The following is a 22,256-nucleotide window of genomic DNA, read 5'->3' as shown; positions in this document are numbered from 1 at the left end:
TGCGCTGGTCCGAGGCGGCCTCAGCGGAAAGCTGCGGAGCAGGCGCACCGCTGCGGTAAGCTCCAGCCGATGCCTCGCCCCGGCTACGACAGCGTGGTGCTCATCACCGGCTTCCCCAAGTTCATCGCGCGGAAGATGCTGCAGCACATCCTCGCGTCGGAGCCGCGCACGCTCGTGTACGCCGTCGTGATCGCGAAGTCGTCGGCGCAGGCCAGCGCGGAGCGGGACGCGCTCCCGGCGGCGGACCGCGAGCGCCTCGTGCTGCTCGAGGGGGACGTCGCGGCGATGGATCTCGGGCTGTCGGGCGCCGAGTTCCGGCAGCTGGCCCGCGAGGTCGACCGGATCCATCACCTCGCGCACGTGGGCCACGCCGGGGCCGCCCCTGGCACCGCGCACGCCGTGAACGTCGTCGGGACGGCCGAGGTGATCGAGCTCGCCCGCGCCTGCACCTCGCTCCAGTGCCTCGTCCATCAATCGACCGCGTTCGTCGCGGGGGACCGGACGGGGATGGTGTACGAGGACGATCTCGAGGCCGGCCAGGCGTTCCGCAACCCCGTGGAGGAGACGCGGATGCGCGCGGAGGTGCTCGTGCGGCGGGCGATGCGCCACGTGCCGGCGGCGGTCGTCCGGCCGACCACGGTGGTGGGCGACGCGACGACCGGGGAGATCGACCGGCTCGACGGCCTGTACCTCCTGGTGCTGCTCATCATGGCAGCGCCGGCCGACATGGCGATCCCGATGCCCGGCCGCGGCGACGTGCCGCTCAACATCGTCCCGATCGACCACGTCGTCCGCGCGACGCACGCGATCGGCCTGAACCGCCTCGCGCCGGGTCGCACGCTCCACGTCACCGATCCGCACCCGCTGTCGGCGCGGCGGGTCTTCGATCTCATCGCGCGGGCGAGCGGCCGCCGCGCCGCGCGCGGTCACATCCCGTCGAACCTCGCCAAGGCGCTGCTCCGTACGCCCGGGATCGAGCGCTTCGTCCGCAGCCCGCGCGCGTTCGTCGAGCAGCTGATGACCCCGGTGCGCTACGACGCCCGGAACGCGGATCTCGTGCTCACGGCCGCGGGGATCGCGTGCCCGCCCTTCGAGTCGTACGTCGACGTGCTCGTCGGCGCCGTCCAGGAGCGCGTCCGCGAGCGGCGCGAGCGCCAGGAGATCGAGGTCAGCGCGGACGCCGAGCCCGACATCGAGGATCCGCTGTCGTGAGGGGCGCAGCCCGCCCCGCAGCCCGCGCGCAGATCCCGGAGCGCCGCGCGGCGTCCTGCCGCGCCCCGCGGCGGCGAGCGCCGGCGCGGCCCCTCTCCGCCGCGTCGCGGCGCGCCCTCGCGGCGCTGCTCGCGGCGCTGCTCGAGGCCGCCGCGCTCGGCTGCAGCGCGACGCGCGAGCACGTCGCGCCGCCCGCGCCCGAGGTGGGATCCGCGCCGCCCGCGCCTTCGCCCCCGCCGCACCTCGCAGAGGCCCCCGCCCCGAAAACAGCCGCGCCGAGCCCCGCGGAGCCCGCGCCGGCGCGCCCGCCAGAGCTGGATCTGCTGCGCCCCGAGGACGGGGCTTACGCCCACTTCTTCGCGGCGCTCCGCGCGCTCGAGCAGGGTCGCCGCCAGGATCACGTGCGCATCGCCTGGCTCGGCGACTCGCACGCCGCGGCGGACTTCTGGAGCGGCGCGGTCCGCGCCGCGCTGCAGCGGCGCTTCGGCGACGGCGGGCTCGGCTTCGTGCACCTCGGCTATGCCGCCTACCGCCACAACGGCGCGCGGCTCACGGCCGACGGCAAGTGGCGGACCCGCCCGAAATCTCCGGGCGGCTCCACGCCGGCCGACGACGGCGTCTTCGGGCTCGGGGGCATCCTCTTCGGCGCGCAGACGGCCCCGGTGCGCGCGGAGATCTCGCTCACCTCGGCGGCGCCTTCCGCGCGGCTGATCTGGGACGTGTGCTTCCGCCCGAGCGCGCCCACCGACGAGGTCGCGGTGACGATCGAGGGCGGCCCCAGCGAGGTGCTCCGCGCGGCCGCGGGCGAGGCGCCCGGCGCGCTGCAGCACACGCGGCTGGCGAGCGTGGGCGCGGTGAAGCTCGGCGTCGCGCCGTCGGGCGGGGCCGAGCTCTGCGGGCTGGTCGTCGAGCGCGATCCGGAGGCCGGGGCCGGGGTGGTGCTCGACACGCTCGGCATCAACGGCGCCCGCCTGGCGACGCCGCTCCGGTGGAGCGAGCTCGGCTGGGCCGCCGAGCTCGCGCGGCGCTCGCCGGAGCTCGTCGTGATCGAGTACGGCACGAACGAAGCGGGCGACGTCACCACGGATCCCTCCCTCTACGCGAAGCAGCTCGCCGAGCTGCTCGCCCGCGCCCGCAGGGTGGAGCCCGACGTCGACTGCCTGGTGCTCGCGCCGACGGACCGGAGGGACGCGCCGGAGCGCACGCCCGTCGTCCGAGACGTCCTGCGCGACGCCGCGCGGGAGGGCGGCTGCGCGTTCTGGGACACGTACCAGGCGATGGGCGGAAGGGGCTCGATCGAGACCTGGTACCGCGAGCGCCCGCCGCGCGCGTCGCGCGACGGCGTCCACCTGACCTTCCGCGGCTACCAGGAGCTCGGCGTGAAGCTCTCGAACGACATCCTGGAGCGCTATCGCCCCTGACGAGCGTCGCCGCCTCCGGGGTCGGTTCGACGCCGACGGCGGGCGGCCGGCCCGGTGGCCTTGCTCGTGCTTTCCGCTGTCGTTGCTCGATCGGCGTGAAGGCTTCTCACGCGCGATGGGCGAAGGGGGCACATGCTTCATGCCGGGGACGTTGCAGGAGGTCGCTTCCGGCTGATCCGGCAGATCGGCGCGGGTGGGATGTCGAGCGTGTGGTGGGCGCGCCATGAGCTCATCGGCCGGGACGTGGCGCTCAAGCTGTCCCCGGCGCTCCGGGACGAGCAGGTCGTCGGGCGCTTCATCCGGGAGGCGAAGATCATCGGCAAGTTCCAGCACCGGAACATCGTCGGCGTCGTCGACGCCGGCGAGCTCCAGGACGAGGGTTACCTGTTCCTGGCCCTGGAGCTCCTGCGGGGCTCGCCGTTCGCTGACCGCCTCCAGCCGAACCGGCCGCTGCCGCCCGAGGAGGTGGTGCCCGTCCTCATCGAGGTGTGCTGCGGGCTCTCGGCCGCTCACGCCGAGGGCGTCGTACACCGCGACATCAAGCCGGAGAACATCATGATGGCGACGGTCCCCGGCGAGGGGATCGTGCCGAAGATCGTCGACTTCGGCATCAGCCAGCTCACGGGCGCGGGCGACGCCATCACCATCGACGGGCAGCTGCTCGGGACGCCCTCGTACATGAGCCCGGAGCAGGTGCTCGGCAAGCGCACCATCGACGCGCGCGCCGATCTCTGGGCGGTCGGCGTCATGCTCTACGAGGCGCTCAGCGGCGCGCAGCCGTTCACGGGAGGCAACCACCACGCGGTCCTCCGGCGCATCCTCGAGACCGAGCCCGCGCCCCTGCCGAGCTCGATCCCGCCGCGCCTCCGGAAGATCGCCGGCCGGTGTCTCGAGAAGGACCCGGCGCGGCGCTACCCGGACGCGGCCTCGCTGCGCGCGGATCTCCAGGGCGCGCTCGACGATCTCGGCGCGAGCGCGCCCGCGCCGATCGTGATCCTCTCGCCGCCGGCCGCAGGCTCGCGGCCCGGGGAGGTGACGCGAGCCCGCGGCGCGCTCGCCGCGCCCCCGAGGCTCGCCGTTCGCGCCCTCGATCGGCTCTGGACCCGGGTGCCGCGGGCGCCTCGATGGCGGGAGGCGACGACGATCGGGCGCACGCAGGGCGCCGCCGCCCCGCAGGGCGCCGCCGCCCCGCAGGGCGCCGCCGCCCCGCAGGGCGCGGCGCGCCGCGCGAGGACGATCCTGGCGATCCGGCTCGCGGGCGCCGCGGCGCTCGCGGCGGCGCTCAGCTCGGCCGCGCTGCGGGAGCAGGCGGACGCGGGGCCCGAGAGCGCGGCGCGCGAGAGCCTCCGCCCCGTGCTGGCCACGGCCTTCGCCGGCAGCGGCGCCGCCTGGCGGCGCGGCGCCAGCGCGCCCGAGGCGACGAGCGGCGACGCGCCGCCACGGAACGCGGCGAGCCGCGGCGGCGCGCCGGGCTCGCCCGAGCGCGCCGCGAGGGACCCGGGCAGCGACGACGTCTCGTCGGCCTACGAGGACAAGCCCCCGCGCTGGCAAGCGCCGCGCGGGCCATCTCGACCCCGCATCACGAGCCCCGGGTTCTGATGACCAGCGCCGCACCGATCACCGCTCCTCGCCGACGCCGCTGCCGGCGCGCCGCTGCGCTCGGGCTCGTTTGCTGGGCGCTGCTCTCGCCCTCCTGGCTGCATGCGCAGGACGACAGCGCGACGCGCGCGCTGAGGCTCCAGTTCGCGCAGGGGCTGACGCTCGAGATCGCGGGGCGCTGGGCCGACGCGCTGGACAGGTTCGAGGCGATCGCCCGCCGGCGGCCGACGGCGAACGTGACGTACCACATCGGCCTCTGTCACGAGCGGCTCGGCCGGCTGCGCACGGCCGAGCGGACGTACCACAACGCGCGCGCGATCGCAGACGCGAACGCGCGGAAGGCGTCGCCGGGGGTGCTCGCCGAGATCGACGCGCGCCTCGAGGACCTCGAGGGACGGATGCCGAGGATCGTGCTGAACCTCGCCGGCGCGACCGACGGCGTGACCCTGCTGCTCGACGGCGAGGTGACGCAGCCGTCGCGGGCAATCCGGGTCGATCCGGGCCCCCACGTCGCCGTGGCGCTCCGGCACGGGATCCCCGTCGCCGCGAGCGCCTTCTCGAGCCACGAGCGCCGAACCAGGTTCGTGACGCTGACCGTTCACCCCAGTGCGCTCCGCGTGTCCAGCGTGTCGCGCCCCTGAGCTCGCTGACCTGGACGGCCCACACCGAGCTCCCCACACCCGGGCACCTGTGTGTGAACAGAGGGGCCCGCGCCCCTCGCTCCGGACATGATCGCGCAGCGGTGGCGCGCCTTCGAGGAGCGCCCTCGCCGCGCGGCCCTGCGGCTCGTCGCGGGCCCGGCCGCGCGCGCAGCGCCCACACGCCGGCGAGATCTCGCGAGCACGTGGCATTTCGCCGCACGCGCGGCGCTGGCCCGACCGTCCAGCGCCCGCTTGAATCCCATGCGAGGCCCACCTGACAGGGCGCTCCGGATACGCCCAAACTCGCCGAGTCGTCGGCCGTGAACGCTGGATCCAGCTTCTGACGTCCTGATAGCATGCGAATCCCATGGCGCTCGACAGGCCGCCCGGTGCGGGCTCTGCTTCGCGACTCGGCAACTATGAGCTGCTGAGAGAGCTCTCCGGCGGCGGCATCGGCTCCACGTGGCTGGCGCGGGCGTCCTCCGACGAGGGCGAGGCGAAGAGCGCGCCGCCCGTCACGATCCTGCGCATCTACCGGCACCTCACGAAGAAGGCCGAGACCGCCGACAGCATCCTCCGCGAAGCCGGGATGGCGCAGCAGGTCCGCTTCCCCAACGTGCTCTCGGTGCTCGACGCCCGCATCGCGGACGGCGAGGTCTTCATCGTCTCGGAGTACGTGGAGGGCGAGCCGCTGGGCGCGCTGGTGTCGGCGGCCGGCGCCGAGGGGCTGCCGCCGCCGGTGTCCCTCCGGATCGCGATCGACGTGCTGCGCGCGCTCGCGTCCGCGCACACGGCGCAGCCGGCGCCGCTCGTTCACGGCGAGCTGAACCCGATCCACGTCTCCGTCGGCATCGACGGCGTCACCCGGGTCGGCGGGCTCGGCGTCGCGCGGGCCATCGCCGGGCTCGCGCCCATGGGGACGAGGAACCCCGATCGGCTGGCCTATGCCGCGCCCGAGCGGGTCAAGGCGATGGCAGCGCACGCGGAAGCCCCGCTCGATCCGCGCGCGGACCTCTTCTCGGTCGGCGTGGTCCTCTGGGAGCTGCTCGCGCGGCAGCGGCTGTTCTCGTCGAAGCTGGAGGCTGCGGTCATCCAGAAGGTGCAGTCGGCGCCGATCCCGCAGCTCGCGGGGCTCGCCGGGAGCGCCGTCCCGGCCGAGGTCGTCGATGTCGTCCAGGCGGCGCTCGAGCGCGATCCGGCGCGCCGCTTCGAGAGCGCCTCGGCGATGCTCGCGGCGCTGGAGGCCGCGGGAGCAGGGCGGATCGCCGGGGATGAGGACGTGGCCGCGGCGGTAAGCAGGCTGGCCGGCAAGACGATCGAGCCGCGCAGGACGATGATCGCGGCGGCCATGGCGAGCCCCGCTGGCGCGGACGATCCGCGGCCGCCGCCGCGCGCGCGGGGGATGACGCTGGTGGGCGTGGCGATCCCCGCGGCCGACGGCGCGCTCTCCCCCCGCGGCGACAGCCCGCGCCAGGCGATCACCGCGCCGTCGCCGCGCGCGCGCGCGAACCCTGCGACGCCTGGCGCGCCGCCGGTGGCCGCGGGCGGCGCGATCGCCGCGAGCCAGGTTCGCCCGACGAGCGGCGCGACGGCGACGAAGGACGCCGCCGCGCCAAAGAACGGCCTTGGGGCCAAGCCAGCGGCCGGCGCAGGCGCGTCGAACGGCGCGGGACCTGCGGGCACCGACGCGGCGCACGCCAGCGTCGACGCCGGGTGGGGCTCGGTGGACGAGGTCCCCGCCCGCGACCTGCCCGGGCCGCGGCGTCCCGCGCAGACCCTTCCGCGGATCGAGCTGTCGGGCCAGGGGACCGAGGAGCGCGCCGCCGCCGGGGCGAGCACCGAGCGCGCCGCAGCGACGGGGGCGGCCACGGCGAAGGAGCAGCCGCCCGCGCGGCCCGCCGCGCCGCGCCCGGGCGATCTGGGCGACCCCCTCGTGGCGGCGCGGGCGACGCCGACACCGGCCGAAGGGACGGCGCCGAAGCCGGCCCCGGGAGGGCCGGCCCCGAGGCCACCTCGCCCGCCGCCGCCGGCTCGCGCGGCGTCGCCGGCGCAGCCCGAGACGCACGGCAAAATCGCCGCTGCAGCGCCTGCCGCCGTCGTGCCAGCGCTCACGCCGAGCCCTCCGACGCCTCGGGTACCTGTGCCGCCGCCGGCCGCTGCGACGCGCCGCACGCCCGTGGTGCCCGCCGTGACGCCGGCGCCACGCGCGGCCGCCACGCCCGCGCCGCCTCTGGCGACGGCCACGAGCCGCGCGCCGACGACACCGTCGGCGCCCCTCCCGCCGGCTGCGCCCGCGTCGGCCGCGTCGGCCGAGCCCTCTCAGCCGCTGCCCCCCGTCGCGCCCGCGTCGGCCACCGCGCCTGCCATCCCTGTCGCAGCGAAGACCCCGCCGCCCCCGCCGGCGGCGGCCGCGCCTCCGGGGGGGGCGCATGCGGTGGCTGCGACGCAGGAGGGCGCGCGCGGCAACGGTCCGGCATCGACCTCCAGCAGGACGGTCGCCACGCCGACCGGGATGCAGGGCCCGAACAAGCTCTGGGGTCGCGCGGCGTCGGCCGTGGACCAGCTGGGCCCGGGGAGCACCCTCGGCCGCTACGAGATCCTCATGCCGGTCGCCAAGGGCGGGATGGCGGCCGTCTGGGCCGCGCGCCTCCAGGGCACCCGCGGCTTCAGGAAGATCGTCGCCATCAAGACGATGCTGCCCGACGTCTCCGACGACCCCGACTTCGAGTCGATGTTCCTCGACGAGGCGCGGGTCGCGGCGCGGATCCGGCACCCCAACGTGGTCGAGATCCTCGACCTCGGCGAGGAGGACGACGTCCTCTACATCGTGATGGAGTGGGTCGACGGCGAGACGGCCGGCACGCTGCAGAAGGCCGCGAAGCGGCTCGGGGGCATCCCGCAGCGGATCGTGCTCCGCATCGCCTCGCAGATCTGCGCGGGGCTCCACAACGCGCACGAGCTCCGCGACGACAGCGGCGTGCTGCTCGACCTCGTCCACCGGGACATCTCGCCGGCGAACGTGCTCATCTCGACCGCCGGGTTCGTGAAGATCGTCGACTTCGGCGTGGCGAAGTCGAAGGGGCGCCTGCACGTCACGCGCGCTGGCGGCATCGTCAAGGGGAAGACGCCGTACCTCTCGCCGGAGCAACTCGGCGGGCTCCCCATCGATCGCCGGAGCGACATCTTCTCGCTCGGCGCGCTGCTGTACGTGCTCACGACGGGGCTGCACCCCTTCCGCGCCGAGACCGAGCTCGCGACCATCGAGAACATCACCATCAAGAACCCGCTCCCCCCGCGCGAGCTGAACGGAGCGATCCACCCCGAGCTCGACAGGATCATCCTCAAGGCGCTCGAGAAGGACCCCGAGAGCCGCTTCTCGACGTGCGCGGAGATGCAGCGGGCCATCGATCAGGTCGCGTCGACGCTCGGCGAGCCCACGACCGACGAGGACGTGGCGGCCTTCGTGCGGCAGGCGATCGGCGAGATCCAGTCGAAGCGCGCGCAGGAGCTACGCGACGCGATCGCGGCCGTCGACGCAGGCGCGGCCGTGAACTCGGAGCGTCGGCCCGGGGCCTCTCTGGAGGGCCACGCTGCGCTGGCGGACGTCGGCGCGGGCTCGCGCGAGGGCGCTCCCGCCGCCGCGGCGGGGTCTCCCCCTGCGCCAGCGGCGCCAGCCGGCGCCGGCCCGGCGTCCAGCAGAGGGGCCGCGTCACCGACCGCGGAGAAGGACGAGGAGCCGCCGGTCAGCCTGGAGCCGATCTCGTTCGAAGAGATCGCCGTGCCGGCGCAGCCTGCCGGGGTGCCGCCGCGGCTCATCATCGCGCCCGCCCTGCAGGCCGACGTCGCGCCCGGCGAGCCGGCCGAGCCGGTGAGCCCGCGGCCCGCCGCCCGCGAGGGCAAGCCGCTCGGCCCGTCCGCCAAGCGGATCCTCCCGGCGGCCGGCGTGCCCGCCACGAAGGTGCTCGCCGCGGCGGATCCGCCCGCGTCCCGGGCCGCGGCGCTCAGCGAACGCCTCGCGAGGCGCGGCTCGCGGAGCCTCGCCAACGACGTCGGCGAGGTCACGGCGGTCGACCGATCATTCGAGACCGGGGAGCGGCGCAAGCGGCTCCAGCTGATCGTGGCTGGCGCGGCGATGTTCTGCGTGGCGCTCGGGGCCGTCGCGCTGGTCGTGCGCGGCGGCGACGAGCGCTCGCGTCCGGAGATCGGCAAGGCGCGCGTCGATGCGTTGCCCGCGGCCGCGGCGGCCGACACCACCGCCACCGCGGCTGCAGCGGAGGCCGTCCCGGCTGCGCCCGTTTCGCCGGCGGAGCCTCAGGCGGCGGAGCCGGCGTCGCCGCCCGCTCCCGAGGCGTCGTCGACGCCTCCCGAGGCGGCGCCAGCGCCCTCGCCGACGCCTCCCGCGGCGGAGCCGGCGCCTTCGCAGACGGCCAAGGCGCCCGCGGCAGCGACGGCGCAGCCCATCGCCGCGCCGCAGGCGTCGCGCCCACCGTCGACCGCGCGCCCCCGGACGACGTCCACGCCGGCGAAGCCTGCGCCCAAGCCGGCAACGACCGGCAAACCCACCCCCAAGAAGAAGTACAACCCATCGGGTATCTGAACACCGTGCGATCTCGACCCTGGCTCCGTGCGCTGCTCTTCGGTGCGGCATCTTGCCTGTGCTTGTGCACGCTCCCCGGGCCCGCAGCCGGCGCGGACGGCGCCGCGGCGACGCCCGCGCCGGACGCGGTGGAGAAGGCGCAGAACCACTTCAAGAAGGGCGCTGCCCTCTACGAGAGCAAGCGCCACGCGCTTGCGCTGGAGCAGTTCCGGGCCTCGTACGCCACCGTGCCGAGCCCGAACTCCCGCCTCTACATCGCGCGCTGCCTCGCGGATCTGGGCGATCACGTCGAGGCGTACCTCGAGTTCGATCAGGTCGCGGCGGAGGCCGCGTCCCGGGCGAAGGACGAGCCGCGCTATGCCCAGACGGAGCAGACGGCGCAGCTGGAGCGCGACGAGCTCGCGCGCAAGATCGCCCTCGTCACGGTCACGGTCGCGCACCCGGATGCGGCGACCTCGCTCGCGGTGGCCGGCAAGGACGTCCCGCGCGAGCGGTGGGGCAAGCCGTTCCCGGTCAAGCCCGGCAAGACCGAGATCGTCCTGCGCACCAAGCTCACCTCGACGCCGCAGACCGTCGATCTCTCGGCGGGCGAAGCGAAGACCGTCGCGCTCGACGCCGAGCCGAGCGGCCCGACCGAGGCCGGCTCCGGCGCTCCGGCGCTCCTCGACGAGGGCCCGAGCCCGCCCTTCTCGGAAGCGCCCTCGCCGCGTGCGTACCTGCGGCCTTACGCCTACGCCGCCGGCGGCGTGGGGGTTGCGGGGCTCGCGATGTTCACCGTCGCCGGGCTGATGGCGAACAGCAGCTACAGCGATCTCACCGAGACCTGCGGGGGCCCCTGCCCCGCCGATCGCCAGGACGACATCGACGCCGGCAAGACCCAGAAGACGGCCGCGAACATCGGCGTCGTGGTCGGCGCGCTCGGGCTCGTCACGGGCACGACCCTGCTCATCCTGAGCTTCACCGGAGGTGGCGCTGGCGGCTCGCAGAGCGCCACCGCCTCGACGCAGCTGCTCGTCGGCCCCAGCTTCGCCGGTCTACGCGGCACCTTCTAGGCGCGGGGCTCACCCGCTGCGGATACGGGCCCATCTCGGCGTTTTCGGTGCTCGGCGTACGTGAGTACGCCTGCGCGCCGAAAACGCCGATCTGGACCCGTCTCCTGTGCGGGTGAGCCCCGCGCGGCGACGGAGACGCCCGTGCTGGCGGCGCTCAGATCGTAGCCACTCAAAAAAAAACGGGCAGGGCCGCTGCTGCGACCCTGCCCGCTTCATGTCGATGCGCTCGCGGTTGACGCGGAGCGATCAGCGACCGCCCGGGCCCTTGGAGACCTTGGACTTCTTGTCCCCGGAGTGGCCGTGGAACGTGCGCGTCGGGGCGAACTCACCCAGCTTGTGGCCGACCATGTTCTCCGTCACGAACACGGGAACGAACTTCCTCCCGTTGTGCACGGCGAAGGTCAGGCCGACCGACTCCGGCAGGATCGTCGAGCGGCGCGACCACGTCTTGATCACCTTCTTGGCATTGGTCGCCTGGGCCGCCTGGATCTTCTCCAGCAGGTGACCGTCAATGAAGGGCCCTTTCTTGATGCTCCTCGGCATGACTAACCCTTGGTCCCGCGCCGCCGGACGATCATCCCGTCGGTGCGCTTGTTGTTCCGCGTCTTGAGGCCCTTCGAGAGCTGACCCCACGGCGAGCACGGATGGCGCCCGCCGCTCGTCCGGCCCTCACCACCGCCCATCGGATGATCGACGGGGTTCATCGTGACACCGCGGTTGTGCGGCCGGCGCCCGAGCCAGCGCGAGCGCCCCGCCTTGCCGAGGCTGATGTTCGCGTGCTCGGAGTTCGACACCTGCCCGATCGTGGCGCGGCAATCGAGGTGCACCTTGCGGATCTCACCGCTCGGGAGGCGGACCTGCGCATAGTCGCCGTCCTTCGCCATTAGCTGCGCAGCCACGCCGGCCGAGCGCACGAGCTGACCGCCCTTGCCCTTCTTGACCTCGACGTTGTGAATCGAGGTGCCGGGCGGGATGAAGCGGAGCGTCAGGCTGTTGCCAGGCTTGATGTCCGCGTTCCGGCTCGCGAGCAGCGTCGCCCCCACCGCGAGGCCGTCGGGCGCCAGGATGTAGCGCTTCTCGCCGTCCACGTAGTGCAGGAGCGCGATGCGCGCCGTCCGGTTCGGGTCGTACTCGATCGCGGCGACCTTCGCCGGGACGCCGATCTTGTCGCGCCGGAAATCGATGATCCGGTAGCGCTGCTTGTGACCACCGCCGCGGAACCGCGACGTGATCCGGCCGTTGTTGTTCCGGCCGCCGGTGGACGTCTGCTGCTCCAGCAGCGACCGCTCGGGCTCGACCTTCGTGATCTCCTTGAAGTCGCTGACCGAGTAGTAACGCCGCGCCGGCGAGGTCGGCTTGAAGGATCTGATTCCCATCGCTATTCCGCCTTCTCGTCGAAGAACTGGATCTCGTCACCCTCCTTGAGGGTGACGATCGCCTTCTTCCAATTGCGCAGCTTCGCGTAGCCGCGCCCCATGCGCTTGTCCTTGCCGCGCATGATCAGCGTGTTGACGTCCACGACGCCCACCTTGAAGAGCGTCTGGATGGCGTCCTTGATCTGGATCTTGTTCGCCTCGCGGCGGACCTCAAAGATGACCTTGTTGCCTTGGTCGCGGAGCCGGCTCGACTTCTCCGTGAGGATGATTGGCCGGCGGATGATCTGCTCGGGCTGCATGTCGGACTCCCCTGACTAGCGAAGGCAACGCGCCTCGAGCGCCTTGGCGGCGTCCCTCGAGACGATGAGGTGGTCGTGCCTGAGGAGGTCGTAGACGTTGACCCCTTCCGGCGGCAGGTACTGGTGGTTCTCCAGGTTGCGGAGGCTCTTCACCAGCTTCTCGTTGCCGGCCGTGTCGACGACCAGCGACTTCCGATCCGCCTGCAGCGTCGTCAGCGTGGCAGAGATCGCCTTGGTCTTGATCTCGGAGACCTCCAGGCTGTCGAGCACGATGAGCCGCCCCTCCTTCGCGAAGAGGGAGAGCGCGCTCTTCAGCGCGCCGATCCGCACCTTGCGGGGCGGACGGTACGACCAGTCCTTCGGCTCCAGGGCGTGCGCCATGCCGCCGCCCGCGTGGTGCGGCGCGCGGATCGAGCCCTGGCGAGCGCGGCCGGTGCCCTTCTGGCGATAGAGCTTCTTCGTGGAGCCGGCGACCGCGCTCCGCTCCTTGGTGGCCTTGGTGCCCGAGCGGCGAGACGCGAGCTGCGCCTTCACGACCTCGTAGAAGAGGTGCTCCTTCACCTCGGTCCCGAAGACCTCGTCCGAGAGGTCGAGTTCGCCGACCTGCTCCCGCTTGAGGTTGTAAACGGTAACCTTCATGGTACCTGGACTCCTAGCTCTTGATCTCAACGTCGACGCCGGCCGAGAGGTCGAGCTTCATCAGCGCGTCGAGGGTCTGCTGTGTCGGCTCGATGATGTCGAGAAGCCGCTTGTGCGTCCGGATCTCGAACTGCTCGCGCGACTTCTTGTCGACGTGGGGCCCCCGCAGGACCGTGTAACGGCGGATCTCGGTGGGCAGCGGGATAGGACCCGCGACGTGCGCCCCGGTCCGCTTCGCCGTCTCGACGATGTCGCTCGTCGACTTGTCGAGCAGCTGGTGGTCGAAGGCCTTGAGGCGAATCCGGATCTTGGTTGTATCAGGCATGGTGCTCTTCCTACGCGAGGATCTTGGTGACGACGCCGGCGCCCACCGTCTTGCCGCCCTCGCGGATGGCGAAGCGCATCTGCTCCTCCAGCGCGACCGGGGCGATGAGCTCGATCGTCATCGTGATGTTGTCGCCCGGCATCACCATCTTCACCCCCTCGGGGAGGTTCACCGTGCCGGTCACGTCCGTCGTCCGGATGTAGAACTGCGGCCGGTAGTTGGTGAAGAACGGCGTGTGGCGCCCGCCCTCCTCCTTCTTGAGGACGTACACCTCACCGGTGAACTTCGTGTGCGGCGTGATCGACCCGGGCTTCGCCAGCACCTGGCCGCGCTCGATCTCTTCCTTCTCCACGCCGCGGAGCAGACACCCGACGTTGTCGCCCGCCTGCCCCTGATCGAGCAGCTTGCGGAACATCTCGACGCCGGTCACGACCGACTTCTTCGTGTCCTTGAAGCCGATGATCTGCACCTCGTCGCCGACCTTGATCACGCCGCGCTCGATGCGGCCCGTGGCCACCGTGCCGCGGCCCTTGATCGAGAACACGTCCTCGATCGCCATCAGGAACGGCTTGTCGATGTCGCGCACCGGCTCGGGGATGTAGCTGTCCAGCGCGCTGAGGAGCTGCTGGATCGTCTCCTCCCACTTCGGGTCACCCTGCAGCGCGGGCAGCGACGCGCCACGGACCACCGGCGCGTTGTCCCCGTCGAACTTGTACTTCGACAGGAGCTCGCGGACCTCCATCTCGACCAGGTCGAGCATCTCCGGGTCGTCCACCGCGTCGCACTTGTTGAGGAACACGACGATGTGGTTCAGGCCGACCTGCCGGGCGAGCAGCACGTGCTCGCGCGTCTGCGGCATCACGCTGTCGAGCGACGACACGACGAGGATCGCCCCGTCCATCTGCGCCGCGCCGGTGATCATGTTCTTGATGTAGTCGGCGTGCCCGGGGCAGTCGACGTGTGCGTAGTGGCGGTTGGCCGACTCGTACTCGACGTGCGCCGCCGCGATGGTCACCGTCTTCGTCTCGTCACGGACCGTCCCGCCCTTCGCGATGTCGGCGTACGAGATCGCCTTCGCCAGGTTGCGCTTCGACTGCACCTTGACGAGCGCCGCCGTGAGCGTGGTCTTGCCGTGGTCGATGTGACCGATGGTGCCCACGTTCACGTGCGGCTTCGTACGAGTGAATTTCTCCTTGGCCATGGCGTCTTTTTAACCTCGCTGCTTGGCGACGATCTCTTCCTGGATCGCTGCTGGAACCGGTGCGTAATGAGAAAACTGCATCGAATGGGTCGCGCGGCCCTGCGTCTTGGAACGGACGTCGGTCGCGTAACCGAACATGGTGGCGAGCGGGACCTCCGCGCGGATCACCCGGGTGTTCGCGCGCTGCCCCATATCGAGGATGCGGCCGCGCCGCGAGTTGAGGTCTCCGATGACGTCCCCGAGGTAGTTCTCGGGCGACACGACCTCGACGGCCATCATCGGCTCCAGGAGCACGAGCCCCGCCTTCTTGGCGCCGTCCTGGAAGGCCATCGACGCGGCGACCTCGAACGCGGGCCCGGAGGAGTCGACCTCGTGGTAGCTGCCGAAGTGGAGCCGCACCTTGATGTCGACGACGGGGTAGCCCGCGAGCACGCCGCGGCCCATCGCGTCCCGGATGCCCTTCTCGATCGAGGGGATGAACTCCTTCGGGATGATGCCGCCGACGATGTCGTTCTCGAACACGAAGCCCGCGCCGCGCTCCGCCGGCTCGATGTCGATCCTCACGTGACCGAACTGGCCGTGTCCGCCCGACTGCCGGACGAAGCGCCCCTCCACGTCGGTCGCCTTCTTCGAGATGGTCTCGCGGTAGGCGACCTCGGGCTTGCCGACGTTGGCGTCGACCTTGAACTCGCGCTTCAGGCGGTCGACGATGATCTCGAGGTGAAGCTCGCCCATCCCGGCGATGATCGTCTGGCCCGTGTCCTCGTTCGTGTACGTGCGGAACGAGGGGTCCTCGTAGGCGAGCTTCTGCAGGCTGAGCCCGAGCTTGTCGAGATCGACCTTGGTCTTCGGCTCGATGGCGATCGAAATCACCGGGTCGGGGAACTCCATCCGCTCCAGCACGATCGGGTGCTTCTCATCGCAGAGCGTGTCCCCGGTGCGGGTGTCGCGCAGCCCGACGGCAGCGTAGATGTTGCCCGCGTAGCAGACGTCGATCTCCTCGCGCTTGTTCGCGTGCATGCGGAGGATGCGCCCGAAGCGCTCCCGCTTGCCGCGCGTCGAGTTGAGCACGCTGACCCCGCTCTTCGTCGTCCCGGAGTAGACGCGGAAGAAGGTGAGGTTGCCGAACTGGTCATTCATGATCTTGAACGCCAGCGCCGAGAACGGCTCGTCGTCGCCCGCCTTGCGCGAGACGACCTTGTCCTTCTTGTCGGGCAGCGTCCCCTCGACGGCCGGGATCTCGACCGGCGACGGCAGGTAGTTCACCACGCTGTCGAGCAGGAGCTGGACCCCCTTGTTCTTGAACGCCGAGCCGCACAGGACCGGGACGATCTTGAAGCCGAGGGTGCCCGCGCGGATGGCCGCGTGGATCTCCTGCTCGGTGATCTGGTCGATCTCACCGGCGATGAACTTCTCCATCACCTTGTCGCTCGCGTCGGCACACGCCTCGATGAGCTTCTCGCGGAGCTCCTTGCACCGCGGCAGGAGGTCGGCCGGGATCTCCTGCCAGTCGTACCGCTGGCCCTTCGTCTCCTCGTCGAACACGGCGGCCCGGAGGGTCACGAGGTCGATCACGCCGCGGAACGAGTCCTCCGCGCCGAGCGGGTAGTGGATCGCCACCGGGTTCGCGCCGAGGCGCTCGCGGATGGAGTCGACGCACATGTCGAAGTCGGCGCCGACCTTGTCCATCTTGTTGATGAACGCGATGCGCGGGACGCCGTACTTGTCCGCCTGCCGCCACACCGTCTCGCTCTGCGGCTCGACGCCGTTGCCGCCGTCGAACACCGCCACCGCGCCGTCGAGCACGCGGAGGCTCCGCTCGACCTCGATGGTGAAGTCGACGTGACCGGGCGTGTCGATGATGTTGATCCGGTGAGAGACGCCCTTCTCGGGGCCCTGCTCCGGCGCCCAGAAGCAGTTCGTCGCGGCGGACGTGATGGTGATGCCGCGCTCCTGCTCCTGGACCATCCAGTCCATCGTGGCTGCGCCCTCGTGGACCTCGCCGATCTTGTAGTTGACACCCGAGTAATAAAGGATGCGCTCCGTGACCGTGGTCTTGCCCGCATCGATGTGGGCCATGATCCCGATGTTGCGCGTCCGTTCCAGGCTGTACTCGCGTGCCACTTTTCCTTCTCCGTCGTGTGATGCGTGGGGTGAGGGTTCCGGACTCAGGATGCAAAACACCCTCTCCAGCCCGGCCCGCCTCCGTTATGGCGGGCACTTGAACCTGGAGAGGGTGTCGGGGTACAGCAGCAGCTTTTCTAGGTCCCGCGAGGGCGAGCGCTGTCGCGCTCCCTCGAGAGGACCGGCTCTGTAACCCGATCCTTATGTCAGCCGTGCCATCTCGCTCTACGCGTCTCCTCGCCTGGGGATGGGACCTGAAATGACGAACCAGCGCAGATCCGGGATCTGCGCTGGCCTCGCTGACCTACCAGCGGTAGTGGGCGAACGCCTTGTTGGCCTCCGCCATCTTGTGCGTGTCGTCGCGCTTCTTGACCGCGTTGCCGCGGTTCTGCGCCGCGTCGACGAGCTCGGCGGCGAGCCGCTCGCGCATCGTCTTCTCGCCGCGGCCGCGCGAGTAGGTCACGAGCCACCGCATCGCCAGCGCGACGCGACGCTCGGGGCGGACCTCGACGGGGACCTGGTAGGTCGCGCCGCCGACGCGCCGGCTCTTCACCTCGAGCTTCGGCTTCACGTTGTCGAGCGCCTTGCGGAAGACGTCGATCGGCTCCTCCTTGAATCGGTCGCGCACGATGTCGAACGCGCCGTAGAGGATCCCCTCGGCGGTCGCCTTCTTGCCCGACTGCATCAGGGAGTTCGTGAACTTGGCGACGAGCTTGTCCTTGTACTTCGGGTCCGGAATGATCTTCCGCTTCGGGACTTCGCGACGACGGGGCATCTTCGTTCCTCTGCTCGGCTTTCGCGCGTTGAGGCTGTCAGGCCTTCGGGCGCTTCACGCCGTACTTCGAGCGCTTGCGGTTGCGGGTCGCTTTGTTGGTGGAGCTAGGCCCGGCAGCGCCGGACGCGTCGAGCGTGCCGCGGACGACGTGGTAGCGCACGCCCGGCAGGTCCTTGACACGGCCGCCGCGGATGAGGACGACCGAGTGCTCCTGCAGGTTGTGGCCTTCGCCCGGGATGTAGCTCGTCACTTCCATCTGGTTGCTCAGCCTGACGCGGCAGACTTTGCGGAGCGCCGAGTTGGGCTTCTTCGGCGTCGTGGTGTAAACACGTACGCACACGCCTCGCCGCTGCGGGCAGGACTTGAGCGCAGGAGAGGCCGTCTTGTAACGAGCGGCCTCGCGGCCTTGGCGGATGAGCTGGCTGATGGTCGGCATAGTGACGCGGATTTCCACCTGAGGGATGGGGACGCGCAGGATACCCAGGAGGCGACCCATGTCAAGCGGGACGACACCCGTTCGTGTTGGATGCGCCAGCGTGCCGTTCGTTCGCGTCGATCCCGTGCGTCGCGCCCGCCGCGTCGGTCGCATCGTTCACGTCGGTCGCGTCGGTCGCGTCGGTCGCGTCAGTCGCGTCCGTTGCGCTGGCCGAGGCGCGGCATCGTTCGTGTCGGGCGCGTCGGTCCCGCCGCGCCTGCGGAGGCCGTGTTCTGCGCGTCCCGGCCCCGCGCGAAGAGCTCGTGGGTCGCGGCGCGCGGCGGGGGCCGTCCGTGCGCGTCTCGTTCGACGGGGCGCTCGGCGTGCGACCGCGGCTCCCGGGACGCGCGGGTGCCTGCGCCCGCCGCACGAGTCGGACGCCGACACGCGCCGCGGGCCCTTGGCGGCCCGCCTGCTGTTCGGTACGGTCGCTGCGTGGCGAAGAAGCTTTCACGCGCCCAGCGTAAAGAAAGCCGGCGCAAGGCGCCGCAGAGCAGCGTTGCGTCGAGGCCTGCGTCCGACGTGGACACGGGGGGCGCGGGGCCCTCGTCGCGCGGCGATCAGAGCGACAGCGCGACAGCGCGAGGCCCCGCGGTAGCGCGCGTCGATCCGACGGCGAGCCGAAGCGGCGACGACCCGCGCGGCGCGCGCACACGCGGCGCCGCCGCGCCGAGCAGCGCGGAGCCCGCGCGGGCGCGCGACGCCGGCGATCGATCCCATCGGAGAGGCGGCGTCGAGGCGCAGCCTGCGCGAGCGCGCGGCGGAAGCGCACAGACGAAGCCAAAGCGAGATCGCGCGCTCCTTGTGTTCCTGGGCCTCGTGGCGCTCGCCGCGGTGATCGTGTTCGCCGCGCAGTCCCCCCGCGCCCCAGAGCGCGCCGCGCCGGAGCCCGCGAGAGCCGCTCCGGCAAAGACACACGCCGCGGAGCCGTCCACCGCGTCCCTCACCGTGCCGACGGCGACCGACGAGCTGCCGGCTCCACCTCCCGTCGACTCGTCACCGCCAACGATCGTCACCGCCGAACCGGCCGCAGCAGAGACGGCGCGCGCTGCAACCCCTCAGCGTGCTGCAGCCGGCGCCTCGTCAGAGGGGACGGCTGCCAGCGCTTCTCCATCAGGAGCAGCCACCGTAGCAGCCGCAGCCGCCCCGCCGAAGAAGCGCACCAGCGCACCGAAGCCGGCCGCCGCCCCGCCCGTGGCGACGCCGGCAGCGGGGGCGACGCCGGCAGCGGGGGCGACACCGGCAGCGGGGGCGCCGACAGCGGAGGCGGCGCCTCCGCCGGAGCCGGCGCAAAAGCCTGCCGAGCTTCCACACGAGTGATCGCAACCGCCGTGATGAAAGGACGCCCGAGATGCTTCGCTTGAATGCTTCGCCCGACGCCGCTCGAACGCCGGGCCGCTCGCCGCGCGCCCTGCCGCTCGGCGTCGCGCTGTCCGGCCTGCTCGCCGCGGCGACGGCGGGCGCGCAACCGGCGCCGCCACCCGCTCCGCCGGCTCCCTCCGCGCTGCCCGCTGCCTCCGTGCCGCCCGCTGCCTCCGCGCCGCCCGCTGCCTCCGCGCCGCCGTACCCGGCGGTTCCCTACCCGGCGCCGCCGCAGGAGGCCCCGCGGGCTCCGCCAGGGGCCTCGCCGGGCTATCCGCCGCCTGGTCCCCCGGGCGGCTACGCTCCGTACGGCGGCGCCTACCCTCCGCTCCCGCCGGGCTACCCGGTGACCCCGGCGGAGATCCCGCCTGCTCCGCCCCCGGTTCCCCTGCGCCGGAAGAGCCCGGGCCTCATGCTGGGCGGCATCGCGCTCACCGCCGGCGGCACGATCGCGTTCTTCACCGGGACGGGCCTGCTCGCGTCGGCGAGCAACAGATACGAGATCTACTGCGATTTCGGGGGCTTCACGGGCATCTGCGAGACGCGCTCCGACGGGCGCCGCCAGCTCGCCGGCGCGCTCGTCTCCGTGGCGGGCGGCATCATGATCGCCGTGGGCATCCCGCTCTGGGTCATCGGCGGGAAGAAAGTGCCGGTCAGCGACGCGACGCCCAAGGCGTCGGCCCAGACCACGCTCTCGCTCGGCCCCGGCTCCGCCGCATTGCAGACGCAGTTCTGAAGGGCTCCCCGCGCGCGAGGTCGCGGGGAGGCCTCTACCGCTCCTGCGCGTCGTCGCTCAGGGCAGACCCTTCTTCTTCTTGGCGCCCTTGCGGTGGCGCGGCCCGCCGTCGTCCGTGCCCGCGGGCATGCGGAGGATGTGGAAGCGCCCGCCGCCGCGCGCCAGCGGATCGCTGAGCTTCACCCGCTCGCGCGCGAGCTCGATGAAGCGGTGCTGCGACCGCAGCTGGGGGGCGCCGGCGGGCTGCTGGAGCTTGTGGTAGCTGCCGTCGCTCGCGAGCTCCCAGGTCTTCGCCGTGTCGGACATCACGGTGTTCAGCATGTCCTCCACGCGCGCGCGGGTGGCGGGCTCGATGATCGGGATCATCAGCTCGACGCGGCGATGGAAGTTGCGCGGCATCCAGTCGGCGCTCGACATGTAGATCTCCTCGCTGCCGCCGTTCGCGAACCGGAACAGGCGCTTGTGCTCGAGGAAACGATCGATGATCGCGCGCACCTGGATCCGCTCCGACAGGCCCGGGATCCCCGGCCGGAGGCAGCAGATGCCGCGCACGGCGAGCTTGATGTCGACCCCGGCCTGCGACGCCGAGTAGAGCGCGTCGATGACGTCGACGTCCACGAGCGCGTTCATCTGCGCCACGATCTCCGCCTTGCGCCCGGCCCGCGCGTGGGCCTCCTCGCGCGCGATGAGGCCCAGCACCGCCTCGTGCAGGCCGAGCGGCGCCACGAGGAGGCGGTTCCACTTGGGCGGCGCGCTGTAGCCGGTCAGCAGGTTGAAGAGCGACGTCATGTCCTCGCCGATCTCCCGGTTCGCCGTGAACAGGCCGATGTCGGTGTAGAGCCGCGCGGTCTGCGGGTTGTAGTTGCCCGTCGACAGGTGCACGTAGCGGCGCAGCTTGTCCTTCTCGCGCCGCACCACGAGCAGCGCCTTCGCGTGCGTCTTCAGCCCGAGCAGGCCGTAGATCACCTGCACGCCGCTCTGCTCGAGCGTCCTCGCCCACTGGATGTTGCTCGCCTCGTCGAACCGCGCCTTCAGCTCGACGATGGCCGTCACCTGCTTGCCGCTCTCGGCCGCGCGCGCGAGCGCCTTCAGGATCGGGGAGTCGCCGCCGGTCCGGTAGAGCGTCTGCTTGATCGCGAGCACGTTCGGGTCGTCGGCGGCGCGGGAGACGAACTCGGCGACCGGATCGAACGACTCGTAGGGGTGGTGCAGGAGCACGTCCTGCTCCCGGATGACGGCGAAGATGTCCTCGACGTCCCGGAAGAGCGGCGGGACCTGCGGCGCGAACGGCTCGTCCCGGCACTCGCGGCGCTCGTCGTCCGCGACGATGCCCATGAGGTCGGCGATGTGGAGCGGCCCAGGCACCCGGTAGACGGCGTGCGACGCGTCGACCTTGAGCGCGCGGCAGAGCCGCTGGACCGAGGTGCCGGCGCCCTCGCCGAAGCCGATCTCCAGGCGCACGGCGTTGCCGCGATCGCGCCGGCGGAGCTCGGCCTGGATCGTCTCGAGCAGGTCCTCGCCTTCCTCCTCGTCGATCTCGAGGTCCCAGTTCCGGGTGACGCGGAAGGGGTACGTGCCGCGCAGCCTGCCCGAGGGGAAGAAATCCTTCACGTGCCGGGCGATCACGTCCTCGAGCAGGACGAACGCGCGCGTCGCGCCCTCCACGCGGACCCGCATCAGCCGGCTCAGCCCCGGCGGCACCTGGATGACCGCGAAGCCGGGCTCCTGCGCTTCATGCTCCCGGGAGAACATGATCCCGAGGTTGATCATCTTGTTGCGCAGGTGCGGGAACGGGTGCCCCGGGTCGATCGCGATCGGCGTGAGGATCGGGAAGATGTCCGTGCGGAACCGCTCGTCGAGCGCGCTGAGCTCGGTCGCGTCGAGCTCATCGGGCCGGACGATCACGATGCCGGCGCGCTGGAGCGCCGGGATCAGATCCGAGTGCCACAGCTGGTAGGCGTCATCGACGAGCGCGTGGACCCGCGCGCTGATCGCCACGAGCTGCTCGTGGGGCGTGAGCCCGTCCGGCGGGACCTCCGCGATCGTGCGCTGCGTCTGCGCCTGGAGGCCGGCGACGCGCACCATGAAGAACTCGTCGAGGTTGGAGAAGAAGATGCTCAGGAACTTGAGGCGCTCGAAGAGCGGCACCTCGTGCGACCTGGCCTCCGACAGCACCCGCGCGTTGAACTCGAGCCACGAGAGCTCGCGGTTCAGGTAGTGCGTCGGGTCCCCCTCGATCGGGATCGCCGCCGGGGCGGCCGATATCGACACCGGGCCGCTGGACGGGGAGGAGCCCCCCCCGGACCGCGCGCTGGAGGGGCCATTCGGGCGCGAGACGGGCCCGACGGCCTGAGCTGAATCCACGTCGCCTTCGGAGTCGGGCGCGACGGTGTTGTCTGGGGTGGACGGCGGGTCAACCATG

17 protein-coding genes are annotated in these 22,256 nt (G+C 72.0%); 7 read left to right on the top strand and 10 right to left on the bottom strand.

All coding sequences use genetic code 11. The features are described 5' to 3' along the window. Window positions 1-69 precede the first annotated feature (69 nt). The 6 genes from WMF39_RS04655 to WMF39_RS04630 all read left to right on the top strand — a co-directional run bounded on the left by WMF39_RS04655 (window position 70) and on the right by WMF39_RS04630 (window position 10,522). Window positions 70-1,212 (top strand): SDR family oxidoreductase, encoded by a 1,143-nt coding sequence (locus WMF39_RS04655; protein ID WP_437744340.1) that lies wholly within the window; start codon window positions 70-72, stop codon window positions 1,210-1,212. Next, window positions 1,209-2,633 carry a GDSL-type esterase/lipase family protein gene (locus tag WMF39_RS04650; RefSeq protein WP_437744339.1) on the top strand — a complete coding sequence of 475 codons (1,425 nt, stop codon included), beginning with the start codon at window positions 1,209-1,211 and terminating at the stop codon, window positions 2,631-2,633. The genes WMF39_RS04655 and WMF39_RS04650 overlap by 4 nt, the downstream gene beginning before the upstream one ends. Window positions 2,634-2,765: 132 nt before the next feature. Beyond that, entirely contained in the window at window positions 2,766-4,232 is a 1,467-nt protein-coding gene (locus WMF39_RS04645; RefSeq protein WP_437744338.1) for a serine/threonine-protein kinase, read from the top strand. Continuing rightward, on the top strand, window positions 4,232-4,873 hold the full coding sequence (locus WMF39_RS04640; protein WP_437744337.1) for a tetratricopeptide repeat protein: 642 nt from the start codon (window positions 4,232-4,234) through the stop codon (window positions 4,871-4,873). Before WMF39_RS04645 ends, WMF39_RS04640 begins: the two co-directional genes overlap by 1 nt. 367 nt (window positions 4,874-5,240) lie before the next feature. Further along, the gene (locus WMF39_RS04635) at window positions 5,241-9,470 is read left to right on the top strand and encodes a protein kinase domain-containing protein (RefSeq protein ID WP_437744336.1); all 4,230 of its coding nucleotides are present in this window, start codon (window positions 5,241-5,243) and stop codon (window positions 9,468-9,470) included. A gap of 5 nt (window positions 9,471-9,475) precedes the next feature. Next, window positions 9,476-10,522 carry a tetratricopeptide repeat protein gene (locus tag WMF39_RS04630; RefSeq protein ID WP_437744335.1) on the top strand — a complete coding sequence of 349 codons (1,047 nt, stop codon included), beginning with the start codon at window positions 9,476-9,478 and terminating at the stop codon, window positions 10,520-10,522. A gap of 246 nt (window positions 10,523-10,768) precedes the next feature. Here the strand turns inward: WMF39_RS04630 and rpsS are convergent, their stop codons facing one another. The 9 genes from rpsS to rpsL form a co-directional block, all read right to left on the bottom strand. Then, the gene (gene rpsS / locus WMF39_RS04625) at window positions 10,769-11,065 is read right to left on the bottom strand and encodes a 30S ribosomal protein S19 (RefSeq protein WP_437744334.1); all 297 of its coding nucleotides are present in this window, start codon (window positions 11,063-11,065) and stop codon (window positions 10,769-10,771) included. A 2-nt stretch (window positions 11,066-11,067) separates the two neighbouring features. Beyond that, window positions 11,068-11,898, bottom strand: a complete 831-nt coding sequence (gene rplB / locus WMF39_RS04620; RefSeq protein WP_437279857.1) for a 50S ribosomal protein L2 — start codon at window positions 11,896-11,898, stop codon at window positions 11,068-11,070. Between the two features lie 2 nt (window positions 11,899-11,900). Next, the gene (locus tag WMF39_RS04615; RefSeq protein WP_012233478.1) at window positions 11,901-12,197 is read right to left on the bottom strand and encodes a 50S ribosomal protein L23; all 297 of its coding nucleotides are present in this window, start codon (window positions 12,195-12,197) and stop codon (window positions 11,901-11,903) included. A 15-nt stretch (window positions 12,198-12,212) separates the two neighbouring features. Further along, window positions 12,213-12,836, bottom strand: a complete 624-nt coding sequence (rplD, locus tag WMF39_RS04610; protein WP_437744333.1) for a 50S ribosomal protein L4 — start codon at window positions 12,834-12,836, stop codon at window positions 12,213-12,215. Between the two features lie 13 nt (window positions 12,837-12,849). Further along, window positions 12,850-13,161 (bottom strand): 30S ribosomal protein S10, encoded by a 312-nt coding sequence (gene rpsJ / locus WMF39_RS04605; protein ID WP_272100105.1) that lies wholly within the window; start codon window positions 13,159-13,161, stop codon window positions 12,850-12,852. Between the two features lie 10 nt (window positions 13,162-13,171). Beyond that, complete coding sequence (tuf, locus tag WMF39_RS04600) at window positions 13,172-14,362, bottom strand: elongation factor Tu (RefSeq protein WP_012233037.1); 1,191 nt, start codon at window positions 14,360-14,362, stop codon at window positions 13,172-13,174. A 9-nt stretch (window positions 14,363-14,371) separates the two neighbouring features. Continuing rightward, window positions 14,372-16,486, bottom strand: coding sequence for an elongation factor G (fusA, locus tag WMF39_RS04595; RefSeq protein ID WP_437744332.1), 2,115 nt, complete (start codon window positions 16,484-16,486; stop codon window positions 14,372-14,374). A 304-nt stretch (window positions 16,487-16,790) separates the two neighbouring features. Beyond that, complete coding sequence (gene rpsG / locus WMF39_RS04590; protein WP_012233474.1) at window positions 16,791-17,261, bottom strand: 30S ribosomal protein S7; 471 nt, start codon at window positions 17,259-17,261, stop codon at window positions 16,791-16,793. Between the two features lie 37 nt (window positions 17,262-17,298). Then, window positions 17,299-17,697, bottom strand: a complete 399-nt coding sequence (gene rpsL, locus WMF39_RS04585) for a 30S ribosomal protein S12 (RefSeq protein WP_012233473.1) — start codon at window positions 17,695-17,697, stop codon at window positions 17,299-17,301. Window positions 17,698-19,087: 1,390 nt separating this feature from the next. On the opposite strand from rpsL, the gene WMF39_RS04580 reads away from it, so the two are divergent. Next, window positions 19,088-19,834, top strand: a complete 747-nt coding sequence (locus tag WMF39_RS04580; protein ID WP_437744331.1) for a hypothetical protein — start codon at window positions 19,088-19,090, stop codon at window positions 19,832-19,834. Window positions 19,835-19,891: 57 nt separating this feature from the next. On the opposite strand, the gene ppk1 is transcribed toward WMF39_RS04580, so the two are convergent. After that, window positions 19,892-22,105, bottom strand: a complete 2,214-nt coding sequence (ppk1, locus tag WMF39_RS04575) for a polyphosphate kinase 1 (RefSeq protein WP_437744330.1) — start codon at window positions 22,103-22,105, stop codon at window positions 19,892-19,894. Window positions 22,106-22,256 lie beyond the last annotated feature (151 nt).

This window comes from Sorangium sp. So ce1504 (assembly GCF_051521635.1).
GTDB lineage: Bacteria > Myxococcota_A > Polyangia > Polyangiales > Polyangiaceae > Sorangium > Sorangium cellulosum_B.
This window is presented reverse-complemented; position numbering and strand designations above follow the sequence as displayed.